Origin of the sequence: Streptomyces sp. NPDC012474 (genome assembly GCF_042955185.1) — a bacterium.
Lineage (GTDB): Bacteria > Actinomycetota > Actinomycetes > Streptomycetales > Streptomycetaceae > Streptomyces > Streptomyces cahuitamycinicus.
This window is the reverse complement of sequence record NZ_JBIBEP010000019.1, coordinates 165,204-184,382: the sequence shown is the minus strand read 5'-3', so window position 1 is coordinate 184,382 and position 19,179 is coordinate 165,204. Positions and strand designations below refer to the sequence as shown.

General features: G+C 66.2%; 14 protein-coding genes and 1 pseudogene. 4 read left to right on the top strand and 11 right to left on the bottom strand.

Annotation, left to right across the window (positions count from 1 at the left end):
* Positions 1–121: 121 nt before the first annotated feature.
* A complete protein-coding gene (locus ACFY9S_RS32915; protein ID WP_391135752.1) occupies positions 122–592 on the bottom strand; it encodes a universal stress protein in 471 nt (156 codons plus the stop codon).
* Positions 593–795: 203 nt separating this feature from the next.
* On the opposite strand from ACFY9S_RS32915, the gene ACFY9S_RS32910 reads away from it, so the two are divergent.
* A complete protein-coding gene (locus ACFY9S_RS32910) occupies positions 796–1,128 on the top strand; it encodes a cupin domain-containing protein (RefSeq protein ID WP_266686215.1) in 333 nt (110 codons plus the stop codon).
* A 498-nt stretch (positions 1,129–1,626) separates the two neighbouring features.
* Positions 1,627–2,514 carry a universal stress protein gene (locus ACFY9S_RS32905; protein WP_391135748.1) on the top strand — a complete coding sequence of 296 codons (888 nt, stop codon included), beginning with the start codon at positions 1,627–1,629 and terminating at the stop codon, positions 2,512–2,514.
* 163 nt (positions 2,515–2,677) lie between these two features.
* Here ACFY9S_RS32905 and ACFY9S_RS32900 read toward each other — a convergent pair.
* A pseudogene (locus ACFY9S_RS32900) lies at positions 2,678–2,842 on the bottom strand (pirin family protein); the annotation flags it as partial.
* A 220-nt stretch (positions 2,843–3,062) separates the two neighbouring features.
* On the opposite strand from ACFY9S_RS32900, the gene ACFY9S_RS32895 reads away from it, so the two are divergent.
* Entirely contained in the window at positions 3,063–4,091 is a 1,029-nt protein-coding gene (locus ACFY9S_RS32895; protein ID WP_391135745.1) for a tyrosine-type recombinase/integrase, read from the top strand.
* A gap of 106 nt (positions 4,092–4,197) precedes the next feature.
* On the opposite strand, the gene ACFY9S_RS32890 is transcribed toward ACFY9S_RS32895, so the two are convergent.
* The 4 genes from ACFY9S_RS32890 to cas5c form a co-directional block, all read right to left on the bottom strand.
* Entirely contained in the window at positions 4,198–4,419 is a 222-nt protein-coding gene (locus ACFY9S_RS32890; protein ID WP_391135742.1) for a hypothetical protein, read from the bottom strand.
* A gap of 3,306 nt (positions 4,420–7,725) precedes the next feature.
* Entirely contained in the window at positions 7,726–8,595 is an 870-nt protein-coding gene (gene cas7c, locus ACFY9S_RS32885; protein ID WP_391135739.1) for a type I-C CRISPR-associated protein Cas7/Csd2, read from the bottom strand.
* Between the two features lie 53 nt (positions 8,596–8,648).
* On the bottom strand, positions 8,649–10,487 hold the full coding sequence (gene cas8c / locus ACFY9S_RS32880; protein ID WP_391135737.1) for a type I-C CRISPR-associated protein Cas8c/Csd1: 1,839 nt from the start codon (positions 10,485–10,487) through the stop codon (positions 8,649–8,651).
* 1 nt (position 10,488) lies between these two features.
* Entirely contained in the window at positions 10,489–11,259 is a 771-nt protein-coding gene (gene cas5c / locus ACFY9S_RS32875) for a type I-C CRISPR-associated protein Cas5c (RefSeq protein ID WP_391135734.1), read from the bottom strand.
* 197 nt (positions 11,260–11,456) lie between these two features.
* Between cas5c and ACFY9S_RS32870 the strand changes: the two genes are divergently transcribed.
* The gene (locus ACFY9S_RS32870) at positions 11,457–13,757 is read left to right on the top strand and encodes a CRISPR-associated endonuclease Cas3'' (protein ID WP_391135731.1); all 2,301 of its coding nucleotides are present in this window, start codon (positions 11,457–11,459) and stop codon (positions 13,755–13,757) included.
* 627 nt (positions 13,758–14,384) lie between these two features.
* Here the strand turns inward: ACFY9S_RS32870 and ACFY9S_RS32865 are convergent.
* The 5 genes from ACFY9S_RS32865 to ACFY9S_RS32845 all read right to left on the bottom strand — a co-directional run bounded on the left by ACFY9S_RS32865 (position 14,385) and on the right by ACFY9S_RS32845 (position 19,156).
* Positions 14,385–14,516 carry a hypothetical protein gene (locus tag ACFY9S_RS32865; RefSeq protein WP_391135728.1) on the bottom strand — a complete coding sequence of 44 codons (132 nt, stop codon included), beginning with the start codon at positions 14,514–14,516 and terminating at the stop codon, positions 14,385–14,387.
* A gap of 564 nt (positions 14,517–15,080) precedes the next feature.
* A complete protein-coding gene (locus ACFY9S_RS32860; protein ID WP_391135725.1) occupies positions 15,081–16,064 on the bottom strand; it encodes a tyrosine-type recombinase/integrase in 984 nt (327 codons plus the stop codon).
* A gap of 238 nt (positions 16,065–16,302) precedes the next feature.
* Complete coding sequence (locus tag ACFY9S_RS32855) at positions 16,303–16,479, bottom strand: helix-turn-helix domain-containing protein (RefSeq protein ID WP_391135773.1); 177 nt, start codon at positions 16,477–16,479, stop codon at positions 16,303–16,305.
* Between the two features lie 770 nt (positions 16,480–17,249).
* Positions 17,250–17,972, bottom strand: coding sequence for a 5-formyltetrahydrofolate cyclo-ligase (locus ACFY9S_RS32850; RefSeq protein WP_391135722.1), 723 nt, complete (start codon positions 17,970–17,972; stop codon positions 17,250–17,252).
* 17 nt (positions 17,973–17,989) lie between these two features.
* On the bottom strand, positions 17,990–19,156 hold the full coding sequence (locus ACFY9S_RS32845; RefSeq protein ID WP_391135719.1) for a helix-turn-helix domain-containing protein: 1,167 nt from the start codon (positions 19,154–19,156) through the stop codon (positions 17,990–17,992).
* Positions 19,157–19,179: the final 23 nt, after the last annotated feature.

Sequence of the window (19,179 nt, the reverse complement as noted above, 5' to 3'; positions counted from 1 at the left end):
GAGCCCACTCGTCATCAGAAAGATCACCCCGCCCCACACCGGATAGAACGACCGGCCGACAGGCGGGTTACCTGACCCATCGGACAGGCCCTAGGAACCCTCGCCAACAGCGGGTCCCGCCTCACTCGGCCTGTGTACCGGCGTCCGTCACCTCGACGGTCCCACGAACGATGACGACCGGACACGTGGCGTGCATCGCGCACTGCTGACTCACGGAACCCAGCAGCGTTCGACGGAATCCGCCCATGCCCCGGCTGCCCACCACGAGCGCCTTGGCCCCTTCCGCCTCACCCAGCAGCACCTCGACGGGATTGCCCTTGACCAGACGCTTTCGCACCTGGGCGGCGCCCGACTCGCCGAGCACCTGGTGCACCTGGTTCATGAGGCCCTGTTCCGCGATCGTTCGGTCGAACGTGGGATCCACCGCGGGCGCGGACCACCCGTACGCCCAGGGCAGCTCCCAGGCAGCCACTGCCACCACCTCACCGCCGGTCAGCTCGGCATACTGGACTGCCCACCGCAGCGCGGCATGCGACGAAGGCGAGCCGTCGACACCCACCACGACGTTCAAGGCCAAGTCCCGTCCACCCATGAAATTCGTCCCTTCTACTCCCATATACATCCACACTGTGCGGAATATGGCCAATACGCCATACGACCACAGCCGACCGGGACACCCCACCGATCCGGCGAGTGGGTGGGTGTCGGTGCCGGTCGGTGCGTCCAGCCATGTGGGACTGTTCGAACGGCGCACCAGCGGATGGATGCCGCCGCACATACCTGGAGGCCGCACACATGCAGAAGATCTCCCTGGACGCGCAGGCTCGCGAGCAACTGGAACGGGCCGCCTCCACCTCCAGCGGGCGCAGCGCCACCACCGTCTACGGCGGCCATGAGCACACGCTGCGCCAGACCGTCCTCGCCCTGACCGCCGGAACGTCGCTGGCCGAGCACGAGAACCCCGGAGAGGCAACCCTGCTCGTGCTGCGCGGACGCGTGCGGCTCACCAGTGGCGAGACCACCTGGGAGGGGCGCAGCGGCGACCTGATCGTCATCCCCCCAGCCCGCCACGCCCTCCAGGCGATCGACGACGCAGCGGTGCTCCTCACCGTCGCCAAACCCGGCTGACGTGTGAACCCCACAGGCCAGAGCCGCGGACAGCTCCGATGATCACGTCCGTGCCAGCCCTTGGCCAATGGTTGAGCGGTTCATAGGAACCGAGCTCACAGTGTTCTGTCGGTCTGCCGCATGGTCCGTGCGCGCGTGCGGCGGCGGGTACGAGGCCGCCTCACCGTCTGGATTCCTGCACTTCCAGCGAGCTCGACGAAAACAGCCGGCCGTCCGCAGGCGCCCGCACCGACGCAGTCCGGACAGCGTTCGGGACCGCACTCCTCAATGCGAGTCGGCGCCGGAGGAGCCCGGCGACACGATCCGCCCCGTCCGCGATCGCACCCCGCCATCCGAACTGTTAAACGGTCTCGCGCTGAACCGCTACTGCCAGGTGATTCCTAAGCAGCCAGCCGCCTCCCCGCCAGGGTGCCGACGTGCCCATGCGATGGCCACTTGATCCGTTGGCACCGGAAAGTCGTCGGAGTGACCCTGGAAGGCAGGAGCGCGGGAGGTGTGATGAGCGGTCTGGTTGTGGTGGGCGTGGACGGTTCGGCCTCGAGTTTGGCCGCGGTAGAGGCGGCGGCACGGGAGGCACGGTGGCACGGCGCGGATGTGCGGGTGGTGCATGCGTTCATCTGGCCCGCCATGCACGTACCGCTGGGCCGGTCTTTCATGGGCCCGCCTGAGAGCGGCTTGCGCAGCATGGTGGAACGCCTGCTGGCCGAGGCTGAGGAGCGCGCCAGGACGGTGGCACCAGACGTCGAGGTCTCCCGCGCGGTGGTGACAGGTGAACCGCTGACGGTCCTGGAAGCGCAGTCGCGTGCTGCGGAACTCGTGGTTGTCGGCTCGCGCGGCTTGGGGAGCTTCGTCGGGCTGATGGTGGGGTCGACGGCAGTGCATCTGGCAGCGCATGGCCAATGCCCGGTCCTCGTCGTCCGCGAGGAAGGCCAGGGCACAGGGCCGATCGTGGTGGGTGTCGACGGCTCCTCGGCCGGTGCTGGAGCGGTTGATTTCGCTTTCGCCGAGGCGGCGCTACGCGGGGTCGGCATCGTCGCTTTGCACGCCTGGACCCCATGGAACGCGCCGATGCCACCGCCGCAGGACGAGGCAATGCCGTACGCGAACGAGCCGGGAGCGCTGGCCGCGCAGGAGGAACGTCTACTGCACGAGGCTCTTGCCGGCCGCCAGGAGGCGTATCCGGGTGTGAGCGTGAAACACGAGGTTGTCCACGGCGGGACGCGGGAGGCGCTGATCGAGGCGAGCCGCACGGCCCAACTGCTGGTAGTGGGTGCACGCGGACGCGGCGGTTTCGCCGGACTCCTGCTCGGATCCGTGAGCCAGGCCATGCTGCATCATGCCCACTGTCCAGTGGCGGTGGTTCGCAACCCAGACACAAGCCGCTGAACTGGCATGGCGAACGCCAGGACAGCCACACTATGGAATCGCCAACCGCACCGGCCTGAGCCAGCCAGCCGTTTGGGCGCCTTCCGGCAAGCAGGTGGACGACAGCGAGAACGGCCCGACCGTCCTCCGGCCTGCGGCCACCCATCTGACGCGTTCCCGCAGGTCAGCGCACCCTCCCCCGCGGTTTCAACGGCACCGGCGGCAGTTCCGGTGCGGGCAGTGGAGCACCGTCGTACCCTTTCACTTCCCCGAACCGCGACCCATCCATCCAGTCCCGCCGCGCCTGCTCGATCTCCTCCTGCGACCGTCCGATCCAGTTCCAGAACATAGCGGATCCTGCGTGCATTAGTGCAGGTCAGCGGCGTTCCGGACCGCCGACGGTTAGCGAACTGTCAGCATCGGTCCCGGAGGAGTAGGCAACCGTGAGTGCCACTGGTCTGGTTCGTGGGATGGGTTCGTTTTTTAAGGAGTGTGAGCATCCGCGGTCGCGGTGGTCGAGGTGTCCTCACCCGTACAAGGTCCGCTACCGGTCTGCGGCCGGTAGGCAGGTGAAGGAGTCCGGGTTCGCGACGCAGGACAAGGCGATCGCGCGTTTGACGGAGGTCTACAACGCGAAGAAGGCGGCGCCGCGGGGTCAGGTGAGGGCGGAACGGATCGCCCGGTACGGGGCGATGCGGTTCGAGGATTACGCCGTCGAGTGGAAGGCGGGGCAGCGGGACCTGGGGCCGGCCTCGGTGGTGCATCTGGAGTCGCTGCTGAACATTCACCTGCTGCCGCTGCTGGGTAGCCGGCGGATGAACACCTTCGACCACAAGGTCGTTGAAGCTTTTCTCCTGGGCATGGAACGTGGCGGCATCGGTCTGGCCGCGCAGGCGAACGCGTTCGACAAGCTGAAGGCGATCCTGCTGGATGCGAACCGGCTGGGGCTGTTCGACGACAACCCGGTGGCCGGGATCAAGCCGCCGCAGTACGACCCCAAGCGGGTGGTGATCCCCTCGCCCGAGCAGCTGAGGCAGATACGTACCGCCGGCGACGACAGTTTCCTGCTGGTCTCCGATCTGATGAGTGGCTGCGGCATGCGCAACGGTGAGGCGTTCGCTGTGAACCTCAACAACATCGTCGCCGATGACGTCTACCGCCTCACCGAGCAGGTCAACCGGACGACTTGCCGGTACGAGCGGCTCAAGCACCGCAAGGTGGGTGAGTACCGGGACGTGCCTCTGCCCGCGCGGGTGCGCCAGACGATCGAGTGGTACGCCGACAAATACGGCACTGTCGACGGCTATCTGCTACGCCACCCCGGCGACCCGACACGCACCTTCCCGCACTACCACATCGCCAACCAATGGCAGCGGATCAAGAAGGCCGGCCAGATCGACATCCCCGACGGGATGGTCGTCTACGGCATGCGCCACTTCTTCGCCTCTAACTGCCTGACCCACGGCATCCCCATCACCGACGTCGCCGAGTGGATGGGCCACAAGACCATCGAGATCACCTTCAAGATCTACCGCCACCTCATGCCCGGCTCCATCAGCAAAGCCGCCAAAACCCTCAACCACGCCCTCGCCGCGTAGGAACCCATCGGGTATTCAGCGCTCGTCTTCGATTACAACGGGGTCTGCGCCCGTGGTGAGTTGTGACCCTCCGTCGCCCTGGAGGGCGACCGCCAGTGCCGGGGCATCAGGCGAAATACATGGAGACGCCGATGTTGCGATCCTCAGTTGCCTTGAAGCGCAACTGCCAGCGCTCGTCGAGGTCGCCGAGCGCACCCCACTTGGAGTTGCGATCCTCGGTCGCCTCGAAGGGCGACCGCCAGCTCGCCTTTATGAGGTTAGCCGCGCCATTGGCGGTGCTGCGATCCTCGACCGTCCTAGATGAGGACGGCCTGGCCTCGCCCAGCACCTCCGCCTATAGCTCCGGGGCGCTGCGATCCTTGGTCGCCCCGGAAGGCGACCGCCAAGCCGAACGCGTGCGCGAGGAGCAGCGTCTCGCCGACGAGTTGCGATCCTCGGTCGCCCCAGAGGGCAACCGCCAGCGCCGAGGCCGGTCTCTCCGCGGTCCAGCCACACGTTACGAGCCTCGGCTTCCCCGGAGGGTGACCGCCAGCGGCATGTACGGGGTGCGCTGATCGTAGCGCCGCATGTTGCGATTCTCGGTCGCCCCGAAGGGCGACCGCCAGCTCGACACCCCCGAGCGAGGCGAGACCGACCGCCAGTTGTGAACCTCGGTCGCTCTGGAAGGCGACCGCCAGGACGAGGTTCCGCTGAGCGTGATCCTTGTGCTGGTTGTTGCGATTCTCGGTTGCCTTGAAGGGCGACCGCCAGCCTCGGCGGCGGCCTGGGTGGTGGTGGCCGCGGTCGAGGCGTTGCGATTCTCGGCCGCCCCGGAGGGCGACCGCCAGGACGATGCTGCGGCATCGCTCCGTACGCTGGGCACGAGGTTGCGATTCTCGGTAGCATCGTTGGGCGACCGCCAGCAGTGTTGGCGTGGCAGTGCAGGCTCGACGCGATCGCGTTGCGGTCCCCGGTCGCCCCGGAGGGCGGCCGCCAGCCGACATCCCGGTCGTCCAGACGCCCGGCATGTACGCGTTGCGATCCTCGATCGCCCCGAAGGGCGACCGCCAGGGCGTCGGGCGGGTGTGCGCCCGGATCCGCGCGTCGTTGCGATCCTCGGCCACCCGCATTAGCAACCGCCAGAGCATCACCCGCTCCCGGCCCCAGTCGTCCGTTTTAGCTGCGATTCTCGGTGGCCCTGAAGGGCGACCACTAGGTGGAAACCATTGCGTCAAAACCCACCCATTTCAGTTGCGATCCTCGGTCGCCCAAGAGGGCGACCGCCAGCGCGAACAGCGCATCTCCCAGTTCCTCAGCTTGAGTGCCGTTGTGATCCTCGGCCGCCCCGAAGGGCGCCCGCCAGCTCGCTTGTGTCGACCAGCCAGTCACGGTGCCAGCGGTTGCGATCCCTGCGATTTTCGGTAATCCCTAAGGACGACCGCCATTCTTGTCGCCGAGCTCGTCGAGTTTCTCGGCAGTGGTGTTGCGATCCTCGGTCGTCCGGAGAGTGACCGCCAGAGGTCGCCATGGGTGCCCGGCGCCGTCGGGTCGACGTAGTTGCGATCCTCGGCCGCCCCGGAGGGCGACCGCCAGTCGAGAATGTTGCCGCGCCCCTTTCAGACGTCATCCCAGTTGCGATGCTCGGCCGCTCCGAGGGGCGGCAGCCACAAAACCTCGGATTCTAGGGTCCGAGTGCCGGTGACGTTGCGATTCTCGGGCGCCCTGGAGGGTGACCGCCAGTTCGGTCTCGATGTCGTCGGCCGTGGAGTCCTCGTAGTTGCGATCCTCAGCCGCCTCGGAGAGCGACTGCCAGTCGGAGCGTTCGGTGGTCTCCCCCTCAGGCACGTAGTTGCGATCCTCAGTTGCCTCGGAAGGCAACCGTCAGCCTTGGCATTCTTCACCGGCGTGGAGTCCATGCCGAAGCTGCGATCCTCGCCCCCCGGCTCTGCCGGTGGGTGCCGTCACCGGCTCTATTCAGTTGCGATTCTCGGTCGCCCCGGAGGGCGACCGCCAACCGGTCGGGATCGGTCCAGGTGTCGTTTCCGTGCCCGCGGTTGTGATCCTCGGTCACGCCTGAGGGACCGACAAATCCATCCCTCCTCAGGGACGACCAGGTGAGGGCTGTTGCGATCCTCGGCCACCCCGAAGGGCGGCCGCCACTCGCGGGCCACGCGCACTCCGTCGCCAATCACAATGCGTCGCGATCCTCGGCCGCCCCCGGAGGGCGGCCGCCACCACCTACCCCTACGTTGAGATCCACGGGCCGTGCAAGTTGCGATCCTCGGCCGCCCCAGAGAGCGGCCGTTCCAGGCCGAAGTAGCCCAGCTTGTACGTGTTGTAGATGTTGCGATCCTCGGTCGTCCCGGAGGGCGACCGCCAGTGGTCAGGAAAGCTTCGTTCTGAATCCGGCCTTGGTAGTTGCGACCCTCGGCCGCCCCGGAGGGCGACCGCCACCCGGCTCTGCCGGTGGGTGCCGTACCGGCTCTATTCAGTTGCGATCCTCGGCCGCTCCGAAGAACGAGCGTCAGACCCGATTTCCGGTCCAGCTCACCACGCTGGCGCAGTTGCGATCCTCGGTCGGCCTGAGGGCGACCGCCAGGCTGGTTCACGCACGGCGTGCCGTCGGCGGTGCGTTCGTTGTGATCCTCGGCCACCCTAGAGGGCGACCGCCAGACGCCGGCTCCCGATACGCTGTCTCCGCCACCACCATGTTGCGATCCCCGGTCGCCCCGGAGGGCGACCGACAGGTCTGAAGAGCTTGGTATCAGCACGCCGACCGCGCAGTTGCGATCTTCAGCCACCCTGGAGCGTCACTGCCAGTTGGAAGGGGGTGGCACCCCGACCGATACCACTCAGTTGCGAGTCTCGGTCGCCCTGGAGGGTGCCCGCCAGCGGGCTCGTGGACGCGATGGATGCGATCAGCCGTCTGTTGCGAACCTCGGTCGCCCCGGAGGGCGACCGCCAATGATGATGACGTTCTTGCCCTTGGTGTCCCGGATCGGTCACCCCGGAGGGCGACCGCCAGTTGTGCGGGGAGTGCACACAGCCCCGGGGTAGCCAGTTGTGATCCTCGGTGGCCCCCTAAGGGCGGCCGCCAGTCTTGTGGGAGCCTGAGTACCAAATTTCAACACCGTAGTTGCGATCCTCGGCCGCTCCGGAGGGCGACCGCCAACCTCCGTCGCCGTCACCGCAACGTTCCCCTCTTCGCCGTTACGATCCTCGGCCGTCCCGGAGGGCGACCGCCGGGGGTGAGGACCCCGCCGCGGCTGAACGTCTTCTCGATGTTGTGATCCTCAGCCGCCCCGGGGAGCGACCGCCGTATGGAAACCATTTCATCAAAAACCCAGCCATTTCAGTTGCGATCCTCGGTCATCGTGGAGGATGACCGCCAGTGTCGATGTACGACTCCTACAGGGTGACGTCCGCGAAGTTGCGATCCTCGGTCGCCCCGGAGGGCGATCAGCAGCCTGGTACCCGGAGTACGTGATCCCCACTGATCCGTTGCGATCCCCGGTCGCCCCAGGAGGGCGACCGTCAGGAACCGTGGTTTCCGCCGGTTCCCTGCATCACCATGTTGCGATCCTCGGTCGTCTCGGAGGGCGACTGCTATGAGGCGGTGCGTAGCCCTGCGCCGGGTTCGTGTCCTTGGGTCGGCTCAGTCGATGAGGCGGGTGAGGGTGACTCCGTCGGGGATGTGGTCTTCGTCGATGTTGATGCGGTCGGTGTAGTCGTCCCAGGAGCGTGCTTCGCTGTGGCCTAGTGGTTTGATGCGGATGAGGTCGAAGAGTTTGTGGGCGGGGGCTCGTCCGTAGGCGTCGTCGTGGGTGAAGACGTACAGGCCGCGGATGGCCATTTCGCCACGGGAGGCGGCGCGGTCGTGGTCGAACATCATGGTCATGGCGTGCCAGTAGGCGGCCAGGTCGTCCGGGGTGACGCCGACTTTTGAGCCGAGGGCTCCGGAGTAGAAGCCGTGGCCGCGGTAGAGCCCGTAGGGCACGTAGTGTTTGTTGCCCATCTCGGTGACCTTGCCGTTGGCGAGGTCTTCGGGCTTGTTCGGGGCGACGCGGGTGATGCCGGCCTCGAGCGGGGTGACGGGGTCGATGGAGCGGGAGAAGGTGAGCTGCATGGGTCCGCGGGCCTTGCCAGCGTGCTTCTTCTGGTCGCCGACGGACATGACGGCGCCGAACATGCGTACGTCGTAGAAGTTGCGGATCATCCACTGCTGGGCGGTGGCGGTGTCGCCTTCTGTGGTCCCGCCTTCCTGGTAGGCGCGCTGGATCTGCGGGTTGAGGGCGACGCCTTCCTCAACGTACATCTCGAAGCCTGGCTGCCCCTGGTGGGTGAGGGTGATGGTGTTGCGGATCTTTCGCTTGAGGGCTACGTCGGTGATGATGCCCTGGCTGGTGATGGGGTCGATGCGGGGCATGCCGCCGGCGTCGGGGTCGCCGTTGGGGTTGCCGTCCTTGACGTCGATGAGGAAGACGTAGTCGTGCTTGCGGGTGGGGTCCAGGTGCGCGGCGCTCATGGCTGTGTTTCGGTGTCCTTTCCGGGTTGACAAGGGTGCGGGCTGTCGGGCGCTTACCAGAGGGTTTCGTCGGTTGTGTCCGTGTCTTCGGCCGCTTCGGGAAGGGCGTCCGCGGTCTGGTCGGCGGCGAGTTCCTTGCCGGCTTCGCGGGCTTTGATGGCTTCGGCTGCGGCCCGGGCGGAGTGAGCCCGCTGGTGTTCGTAGCCGAGGATGAACAGGCCCTGCTGCTCGGCGTTGAGGTGGGCGGGGAGGGTGTCGAGCAGGTCGAAGGCGTCCCGCAGCCGGTTTTCCATGGCCTTGGCCGCGGGTTCGCTTTTGCGAGCGATGGTGCGCAGGTGGGGGCGTGCGCCGATGCGGAGCCGGGTGAGGACAGCTCGGGGTGAGACGACGGCGGTGGTCAGGTACTTGTCGGTGATGGTGGTGTTGACCTTGGGCATGGCCTTGCGCTGAATCGCTTCGAGCATGGCCATGATCCGCCCGCACACGTATCCGGGTTCGGTTGAGGTGGTGTTCAGCTGGGGCACGCACAGCTCCTTGTGGCGGGTGGTCGTACGGGTCAGGGCGAGGCGCAGCAGCGCGATGCGGGGCCGGTCGATGTGGTGGTCGGCGCGGATGCGCTGCATGAGGACCGGCAGGACGTGGGCGGGCGGCGGTGTGCCGTGGAGTGCGGCCTTGGCGAGGTCGGCCTGCAGGTGCTTGGGGATGGTGGTGTCGACGTACTTGTTTTTGCGCTTGTCCCAGCGGGCGGCGGCCAGGGCCAGGCGCCAGATGGGCCAGTAGAGAGAGGCGTTGTTCCAGCCGTCCCAGGTCTGCTGGTCGGTGAACCAGGTCCCGAGCCGCTGCTTGAGCTCAGGGACGGGGATGGTGATCCAGTCGGCGACAATGACCCTGTTGGTGTTCACCCGCAAGGTGACGGCGTAGAAGGCGTCACCGTCGAGGGCGGCCAGCGCGTCGTGTCCCTTGTAGGGGTGGTGGAGGCCGTCGATGAGTTGGGCAACCTCGGTGGGTTCGGGGTTGTCCAGGGTCCACATGCCGGTTTCGGTGGTGGGGTTGTGGGTCCACCACACGATGGCGGAGTCGCCGGCGCGGATGTGGTGCTCGGGATCGGCCAGCAGCGTGTTCAGGGCGGTGGTCGCCTTGGTTCCGCAGTCGACGCAGACAGGGGTGGCACCCAGCTGCTTGATGCCGGCCCGGTAGTGGGCGGGCTGGTTGAGGCAGATCAGCTGAGTGTTCATCCCGGAGTTGGGAAGACCTTTGACGGGAACCGGGAGAGTGGACAACAGCGCTCCCGTCTGCCCGCAGACAAGGCACAAGCCTTCCTGACTCTGGCCTGGCTTGCCGCTCTTCGCGCTCTTGACCTTCTCTGCCCACCAGCGCTGGGCCTGGGGGAGGTCGTGGATCCACTCGCCGTCCGCACTGATGGCCACGAGGTGCCCTTGATCCATCTCCTTGGGCCAGTCGTCCGGCGCGGAGTGGCTGTCCAGCCACTGGGCCAGGGTGCGAGCCTGGGGAAGACCGGGGTGCTCGTTGCACCAGGAGGTCACCATGGCGCGGTAGGCGGTGTGACGCTCCTCGGCCTTGGTGATGTCCTTCGGGTCGGTCGACGGAACCTTCTTATCCTCCGGCCCTTTCACCAGGCCGGGGTGGCCGAGAACGTACAGCGCGCTGTCGGCGAGCAGGAACGGCGGAGGGTTCTTCCCGGAGCGGCCGGTGTAGGGGGCGGTGACCTTCCGTGGTTCTTCCCCCTTGCCGGGGCGCAGGTCGATGATCAGCGGCTCGGCATCGCCGGTGCTGGAAAGGTCGATCTGCCACATGATCGGACGCCGCTGGTAGTAGTCGGGGACGGCATCCTCGCGGCTGTCGGCGTGCTGGACGAGGCTGTGTAGGAGCACCTCAAACCGTCCCTTCGGCAGATACGCGGCCCTCTGCCCCCGGCATCCCGCTGAGTTGCGTGGGGTCGAGCGGGCGGTCCGGCACGTGGAGAACACCGCGCTCGAGGCGGGCGCGGAACCAGTGGTAGCGCTCCTTGCCCTTCGGCAGGTACTCGATGTGGTGGAGCATCAGTCCGATCTCGTCGATCGGTGGGATGCCTGCCTGGTCGGCGGCGGCGACGACGCCGGCTTCTTGCGCTGATCCGCGGGGGCCGAAGAAGGCTGCGAACTCGCGGCAGCCGAAGTGGGGCTGTTCGAAGCACGCACCGCGCTTGAGGCGGCGGTCGAACTGGTCGCGGTACTTCGGCAGCGGTTCGGTGCAGCGGTCGGTGGCGTTGATGGTGGCGTGGATGCGGTAGGCGACGTCGCGCAGTGCGACGGTGACGCGCTGCCCGCGGTCCTCGGCGACGTCATAGCGGTAGCCGTTGTTGGCGCGCAGGTCCTCGAAGGTCTTCTTGGTGATGATCGAGTTGTTGACTTCGTTGCGCCGGAAGCTGGTCCACTGCACCGGCTTGAGCAGTTCGATCTGCTTGATCCGGTAGGTCATCTCGGGCTTCCACAGGATCGCCTCCAGCAGCCCTCTTGCTGCCGAGGGGGTCATGACCGGGTAGGAGACCCGTTCGACTTTGAGTTCCGGGCGGGTGAAGCAGGCCAGCGGCCCCCACGCCTCCACCTGCACGTGAAGCGGCCGGTCGGCCCTCTCCCCACGTTGCCGCCCTTGTTCGGAAATCATGCATCCTCCCCCTTCATGCCCTGGCTGGCTCGGCCCGTTGTCAGTGCCGGCGGCTAGCGTCGTCGCACTGCCCCGATCCACGACCGGCGGTACGCGGGCCAGTAGTGAACTGCAGCGATCTAGCCGGATCTCAATACATAAGTGATGGTAAGTCAAGTATGGTTGCAAAAAAGGCAGTTGGTGCGATATTGAGATGGATGCCCGTTCCGGAAGGTAGGCTCGTAGCACACTCACCGGGTCCTCGGGGCATCTGGCACTGGTACGAAGATCACGCCCGAGGCACCGGCGAGCTGGCCCGGCGTTTCGCCGACCCGTGGGGAGGCGGAGAACTCGCCTACCGGCTGGGACGCGACCACGACACCGGCAAGGGCGCATGCGCCTGGCAGGCCGGCCTGATCGAAGAAGCCACAACTGGCCGGAAGGTCCGCCGCCCCGCACACCATGCCGCCGGGGCGTTTCTGTTCGCTCAAGTGGCCCGGCAGCATCCGGTGCTGACACCGTTCGCCGGCGTCATCGAGGGACACCACACCGGCCTGTCCGCCTGGTCGGAACTCAGCGTCCGGCTCAAGAGCCTGATGCGGGACCCCAAAGAGGTGGACGAGGCGATCAGCCGGGTCGCCGAAATCATGCCGGAGATCCTGGACAGAACCTGCCCGACGGTCCCGGGCTGGCTCGACCCGCGCAACAAAACCAGCGTGGAGATGCTGGTCCGCATGACTTACTCGGCCGTGGTCGACGCTGACCGGCTCGACACCGCCGCGCACTTCCGGCCCGGCCCGCTTTCTCGGCCGGACGTGAGCATGCCCGAATTGTGGGAGCGGTATGAGACCCGTCGCCAGGAGGCCCTTGCCGAGCGCCGGCGCCGGAAAGAGCCCTCGTGGCTGGACGGGCTCCGCGGGGACGTCTACCAAGAGGCGCTGGAAGCCGCAGCCGGTGAGCCGGGGGTGTACCGGCTGCACCTGCCGACTGGCGCGGGAAAGACGTTCACTGGCGGAGGCTTCGCACTCCGACACGCCGCGCTGCACGGGCTGCGGCGCGTCATCGTGGCAGTCCCGTTCATCTCGATCACAGAGCAGAATGCGGCTGTCTACCGGAGCCTGCTGGATCCAGAACACGGGCCGCAGGCGGTGCTGGAACACCACTCCGCCGCAAACTTCGAGGCCTGCGACCGGCGAGCAGCGCGGTCCTCAAGCGCTTCAGGTGATACCCGCCGAGATCAAAAGCGTGCCCGTCCTAACCGGTGGGCGAAGCTGGCCGCGGAGAACTGGGACGCCCCGTTCATCGTCACCACCACGGTCCGCCTGATCGAGAGCCTGTTCGGCAACAGCCCATCGGCCACCCGCCGACTACACCGGCTCGCCAACTCCGTCATCGTCCTGGACGAGGTCCAAGCCCTCCCCGACGCCCTGCTGACACCGATCCTGTCAGGGCTGCGGGAACTCGTTGAGCACTACGGCGTCACCCTGGTCCTGTCCTCGGCCACACAACCGGAACTCGCCGCGCTGAACCCCTGGCAGACCGGCCTGCCCCAGCGCGACATCGTCACCGACCCCGCACCACTTTTCCAGCGGCTCCGCCGAGTCCGGTACGACTGGCGCACCGGCTCAGAGGTGACCCTCAGAAGCATTGCCGCAGAGGCCGCAACGCACGGCCAGGCTCTGATGGTGGTCAACGGAACGAAAGACGCCAGCCACGTACACAAGGTCTGGCTCGGCGACCGCGATGAGAACCCCGGCACTCTGCACCTGTCGACCCGCATGACCGGCGGCCACCGCAGAGAGACCATTCAAGCGACAAAACAGCGCCTTGACGCCGGCCTGGACACGCTGCTGGTGTCGACATCGCTCATCGAGGCCGGTGTCGATCTCGACTTCCCGCGCGGATACCGCGCCCGATCGCTGCCAGAGTCCGAACAGCAGGCCGCCGGGCGCATCAACCGCGAAGGGCACCGCCCGACCGAGGACAGCATCATGACCGTCTTCGAACCGACGGACGGTCTCCAGCCGCAAGTGATCTACAACCGGTGCGGCATCGCCGCAGCATCCCGCCGCTTCGGCAAGGGCCTCGCAGACCCAGACGACCTGGACACACTGCGCTCCTACTACCAGCACCGCTACCGGCTCCAAGCCGGACGCTCCTCCACGGACCCCAACGGAGCCACCGGAGAAGCCATCGAAGCGCTGCGAGAAAAACTCGACTACCCGGAAACCGCCCGCAAAATGCGCATGATCGACAACGAGCACTCCGTGGCCGTCGTTGTCATCCGCCCCCAGCTCAACCAGAACGACCGACAGGCCGCCCAAAACGCCATCGAACAACTCCGTAGCGGCGTACCGACCCCCGAGACCTACCGCAAACTCCAAGACCACATGGCATCCATCCCGCAACCAGAACTAGAGACAGCGATCAACGCTGGACACGCCGTCGAAATCGCCGGTGACCTATGCGAGTGGACAGGCCCTTACCACCCCCAACGAGGAATCGAACCCGCCGTGTAGTGATATGGGAATCGGTTGAAAGTCCCACCGATCGATACGTTGTTCCGGAACAGTGGCGTCGTAGCGGTCACCCTGCGTGGCGACCGAGGATCGCAACACCGAGAGGAGTGATCACAATGTGCGGCTGTAACAAGCTGGCGGTCGCCCTCCGGGACGACCGAGGATCGCAACTCGAACACCAGGTCCCGGTAGGCCTGCTGGGCCTGGTCTGGCGGTCGCCCCCCGGGGTGATTGAGGATCGCAACGTCTACTTCGCGGACGCCGGGACTGCCGGTGAGGACCTGGCGGTCGCCCTCCGGGGCGACCCCGAGGTTCGCAACGTCGTGCAGGCGTCGGGCGTGCCGGAGTTGCTGCCCTGGCGGTCGTCCTCGGGGGTGACCGAGGATCGCAACATGGTGAGCAGGGCGCCGCGACGGCGCAGCTGCCTCCTGGCGGTCGCCCTCCGGGGCGACCGAGGATCGCAACACCGCGATCATGGCCGCCAACCACAACGAGTACAAACTGGCGGTCGCCCTCCGGGACGACCGAGGATCGCAACCTCGTCGGCTGGACCGGCTGGGACAGCACCCCAGTCTGGCGGTCGCCCTCCGGGGTGACCGAGGATTGCAACGGCTACTACGACCGCGCTCAAGCCTGGCGGTATTTGCGGTCGTCCTCCGGGGCGAACGAGGATCGCAACTTCTTCAGGTCGTCCAGCGCCAGCGCCCCACCACCGACCTGGCGGTCGCCCTCTGGGGCGACCGAGGATCGCAACCTCAACGGCCGCACCACGGCGCTGGAAACAGAGTGGCCTGGCGGTCGCTCTCCGGGGTGACCGAGGATCGCAACCAACAGCCGCCGGTATGCTGGAAGAAGCTCGCTGACTGGCGGTCGTCCTCCGGGGCCACTGAGGATCGCAACCAACAGCCGCCGACATGTACCTGAACCGGCGGGGAGCTGGCGGTCGCTCTCCGGGTGACCGAGGATCGCAACGTCCTCGCGTTCACCGCTGCCTACAGCGGGGTGGCTCTGGCGGTCGCCCCTCGAAGGTGATCGAGGATCGCAACCCGCCGATCGCGCCGGTACCGACCGGGGACAGCCATCTAGCGGTTGCCCTTCGGGGCGTCTGAGGATCGCAACATGGTGAGCTCGACGAGCTTGTCGAGGAGACCACATAGGACGGCACGTCGCCCGGCTGGCGCGCCGACGCGAGATCTGGAGCGGCAACACCACGACCGGTCCGGCAAGGACGCCGCCTCGGCCGTCGAGATCACCGGCCTGGGCGACATCTCGACCAGCGGCGAGGTTGAGGCCGTTGATCCGCCTGTGCTCGCCGATGGGTTCCTACGCGGCGAGGGCGTGGTTGAGGGTTTTGGCGGCTTTGCTGATGGAGCCGGGCATGAGGTGGCGGTAGATCTTGAAGGTGATCTCGATGGTCTTGTGGCCCATCCACTCGGCGACGTCGGTGATGGGGATGCCGTGGGTCAGGCAGTTGGAGGCGAAGAAGTGCCGCATGCCGTAGACAACCATCCCTTCAGGGATGTCGACCTGGCCGGCCTTCTTGATCCGCTGCCACTGATTGGCGATGTGGTAGTGCGGGAACGTGCGGGTCGGGTCGCTGGGGTGGCGCAGCAGGTAGCCCTCGACGGTGCCGTGCTTGGAGGCGTACCACTCGATGGTCTGCCGTACCCGGGCGGGTAGGGGCACGTCCCGGTACTCGCCCGCCTTGCGGTGCTTGAGCCGCTCGTACTGGCAGGTGGTCCGGTTGACCTGCTCAGTGATGCGGTAGACGTCGTCGGCGACGATGTTGTTGAGGTTGACCGCAAACGCCTCACCGTTACGCATCCCGCACCCGCTCATCAGATCGGCTACCAGCAGGAAGCTGTCGTCGCCGGCGGTGCGTATCTGCCGCAACTGCTCCGGTGAGGGGATCACCACCCGCTTGGGGTCGTACTGCGGCGGCTTGATCCCGGCCACCGGATTGTCGTCGAACAGCCCCAGCCGGTTCGCATCCAGCAGGATCGCCTTCAGCTTGTCAAAGGCGTTCGCCTGGGCGGCCAAGCCGATGCCGTTGCGCTCCAGGGTCTGAAGGAAACCCTCCACGACCTTGTGGTCGAAGGTGTTCATCCGCCGGCTGCCCAGCAGCGGCAGCAGATGGATATTCAGCAGCGACTCCAGGTGCACCACCGAGGCCGGCCCCAGATCCCGCTGGCCAGCCTTCCACCCGGTGGCGTACTCCTCGAACCGCATCGCGCCGTACCGGGCGATCCGCTCCGCCTTCGCCCGGCCCCGCGGCGCCGCCTTCTTCGCGTTGTAGATTTCCGTCAAACGCTCGAGGGCCGCATCCTGGGTCGCGAACCCGGACTCCTTCACCTGCCGCCCGGCCGCCGACCGATACCGGATCTTGTACGGGTGAGGGCACTTCGACCTCCGCGACCGCGGATGCTCACACTCCTTGAAAAACGACCCCATCCCACGAATCAATGAACGGCTTTGCAAGGTCGCCACCAACACCATCTACATCCGCTACTGCAGGGTTTCTAGAATTAGCCAACCAGAACGAGTTTTAGCAGCCCATCTCTCGCTGCTGCTTCACCCAGGCTTCAACCTCTGACACTTTGAATCGAATTTTGGCATTCGGACCCGTTCCGAATCTGTAGAATGCCAGTCCTGAACGGGTCGAATTCTTATAGAGCCAAGAGATGGACACGTTCAAAAACTCAGCCGTTTCCCTGATATCCATGAAGCGCACCGTCAGCTCCTGAGTTGTTACACATGACTATTCAGCGCACCCGGAGGACTCCTACTAACACGCGTTAAGGGCTGGCCTCCGGCGCCCACATCGATAGTCCGCAGGATCGCCGGTTTGGCTAACCGGCGATCGTCGGCTATGTTGCGCCCCGGCGTTCCGTCCTTGGCGCTGGGGCGATCGGCCCATGTCCAACCCTCGGCCGCAGCGTTCGTCGCCCTTCGCTGTGACCAGTGACCTGTGACCAGCTTGGTGCGGGAGCGAGCGGGCGTAATCGTCGCTGTGTCCGGCGACCTCCGCTGTGAACCCATCCAAGGGCACGGCCCGGGTCCTGGTGGGCGTGAATGGCCAGGTCGCCGTGGTGCTATGCCACGTCGTAGTACGCCACTCATAACTCGTCCTCAGCCGGGTGCGAGTGGGCGAACGCGTCATCTGCCGCATCGAAAGCGGCCAACCTACCCTGTACGTCGTACTGTGCAGCATGGCCTGAATGGTTAACGTCCTCTGGTCGGAGCGCAGCAGGCCCATTCCGCGTATGTCACGCCCTCATCCGGATCGCCGAGCCAGATCGCCTGACAGGACAGGAATGAGTACCTCTTGGCTCGCAGCCACAACCTCCCGGCCACCTCCGGACATTCGGACGCGATCTTGGAAGCAACCCGGGTCTGATCGTGAGTGCCGACTCGTTACCAACTGCGTCGGCAAGTTGGAGTCGCTTCCAGCGAGACCGGATGCAGTGCCGAACCTCGACGGCGATCCGGCCGTTAGCGGTTCGCCCTTGCCTGCAAAGCAGGGATGGCGGCGATCTTGGAGGCGTCGAGATGGTCCCAGAAGATCCCCTTCGGTCGACGCGGCGAAGTGCACTCGATCATTGCTTCGGGCGTAATAACCAGGTCGACGTTCACGTCGTGGTCGGTGACCGGGATCGGAGAGTCGATCACTTGGAGTGAATGGACCGTAGTGACGACAAGCGTGCTCGGACCCACGAGTCCAGCCTCCGTCAGAAGCGCAAACTCGAGATCTGAATAACCAGCCCCCTTACCAATTCGAGCGCCATCGCGGTTGACCGCCACACTCCCCAGGACCACGACATCCACCGGCCTCAAGGCATCGACTTCGACGGTGGGAGCAACCGTTGCCGCGACGCGGCTCGCCGCAGCTTCAAGTGGCGGGACGTCCAGCGCAGCAGGATCAAGCAGATAGAACGGCTTGAGCGTGGCCAGCTTCGGCACCGCCATGTACACGAGCTTGCCCTCCTCAAGAGCGCGTGCCCGCACAGGAAGCTGTGCCTTGTCCGGCACGGCCTTGATGACCCTGGACTTCTTCCACGCGTCCAGTTCCGCCAGACGAGCCGCGGCCAGATCCGAGCCCTTGAAGTTAGGGATGCGGCCGTGCGCGGTGTCGTCGTAGACCGCACCGGCAGCGTCGAGAGCATCCCAGACCTGGGTTCGTACAAGCTGCTTGGCGGCGTCGTGCTTCGTCGGCACCCAGGTTCTCCTCACACTTACGTCGTTGCCATGAGGGCGAAGAGCCGATCATGGACGTCGGCGACGATCTGTTCCTGACGCCAGGATCTCAACTCACGCGCCGCGCGGAAAACCAAGTTCAGCCCTCCCCCTCCTCGCGTGTCCTCCAGTTCCGTGATGGCCTCGGTCAGCGTAGCCACGGCGGCGTCGATCTCTCTCTGGCGGACGTAGGCGAGAGTAAGGTTTCCCAGCACGATCGCGCGTGACTTTCGTCGATCTTGCAGTTCGGCGGCCGTCGTCTCCAGGACCTCTTGCGCGCGTCGGTGCTGCCCAAGGGACAGATAGCACGATCCTGCCAGGCGACCGAACTGAGTTGAGGACACGAGGTCGGCGGCGGCGTCCATCCCATCTGTGCTGTCCAACTGCCCCTGCGCTTCGGCGAGGGTCCTCTCGCAGTCATTGGCCTCACCGAGCATGGCGTGCGCTTCGCCGGCGTGCAGCAGTGCGAGGCCCGTCACGGCTGGGCTGGTGGATCGCGCAGTCTCCGCGGCTTGGAGGGCTAGGGCCAGACCGCTCCGGGGGTCCTGAGCTCCGTAGAGCGCCACATAGCACGTTCTCAGGAGGGCTCGTCCTTCGAGCGTGTGATCGCGTAGTCGCCGGGCGACTTGGACGCTCTCGTCGTAGTAGCCACGCGCCGTCGCGTGGTCCCGTCGCTGTGAGGCATCCCAAACGAGTTGGCCCATGAGCGTGAGGGCGTCAGCCTGGAGCCCCAGGAGCTCTCGCTCCGCTCGCCCCTGCGGGGCTCTTCGCGCCATGTAGGTGATCAGGCTGAGTTGCTCTCCGCCCTTCGCCAGCAGGCTCGCCGAGGGTGCCTGATCATATCGGGCCGCAAGCTCGTCGAAAGCATGCCGCAGGTCGGCTGCCGTCGTGAGGTCCACCCTGGCGGTGTCGGAAAGCACGGCGTTTCGGACCGTCTGAACGCCACTGGATCCATGGTTCTCATCAGCCAGGAGGTCGACGAGCGCTGCGACGGAGACCTGGAGGGCATCAGCGAGACGTGGGCGCATCCACGGCTGAGGCGAGGCGGCACCCATCTCCCATCGGACAACCGTGGAGCGGTCCACACCCAACTTCTCAGCCAGGGCTTCCTGCGTGAGGCCGACGGCTCGCCGTCGATCGGCAAGGCGCTGCCGTCTGCGTGCCATTACTTGGACCCCCAAAATCCCTT

Excerpts from the sequence above, each read along its gene's own strand:
- ACFY9S_RS32855 (WP_391135773.1), bottom strand. The coding sequence starts at position 16,479 with ATGGATATCAGGGAAACGGCTGAGTTTTTGAACGTGTCCATCTCTTGG.
- cas5c (WP_391135734.1), bottom strand. The coding sequence starts at position 11,259 with ATGATTTCCGAACAAGGGCGGCAACGTGGGGAGAGGGCCGACCGGCCG.
- ACFY9S_RS32870 (WP_391135731.1), top strand. The coding sequence starts at position 11,457 with ATGCCCGTTCCGGAAGGTAGGCTCGTAGCACACTCACCGGGTCCTCGG.
- ACFY9S_RS32910 (WP_266686215.1), top strand. The coding sequence starts at position 796 with ATGCAGAAGATCTCCCTGGACGCGCAGGCTCGCGAGCAACTGGAACGG.
- ACFY9S_RS32845 (WP_391135719.1), bottom strand. The coding sequence starts at position 19,156 with ATGGCACGCAGACGGCAGCGCCTTGCCGATCGACGGCGAGCCGTCGGC.
- cas7c (WP_391135739.1), bottom strand. The coding sequence starts at position 8,595 with ATGAGCGCCGCGCACCTGGACCCCACCCGCAAGCACGACTACGTCTTC.
- ACFY9S_RS32915 (WP_391135752.1), bottom strand. The coding sequence starts at position 592 with ATGGGTGGACGGGACTTGGCCTTGAACGTCGTGGTGGGTGTCGACGGC.
- ACFY9S_RS32905 (WP_391135748.1), top strand. The coding sequence starts at position 1,627 with ATGAGCGGTCTGGTTGTGGTGGGCGTGGACGGTTCGGCCTCGAGTTTG.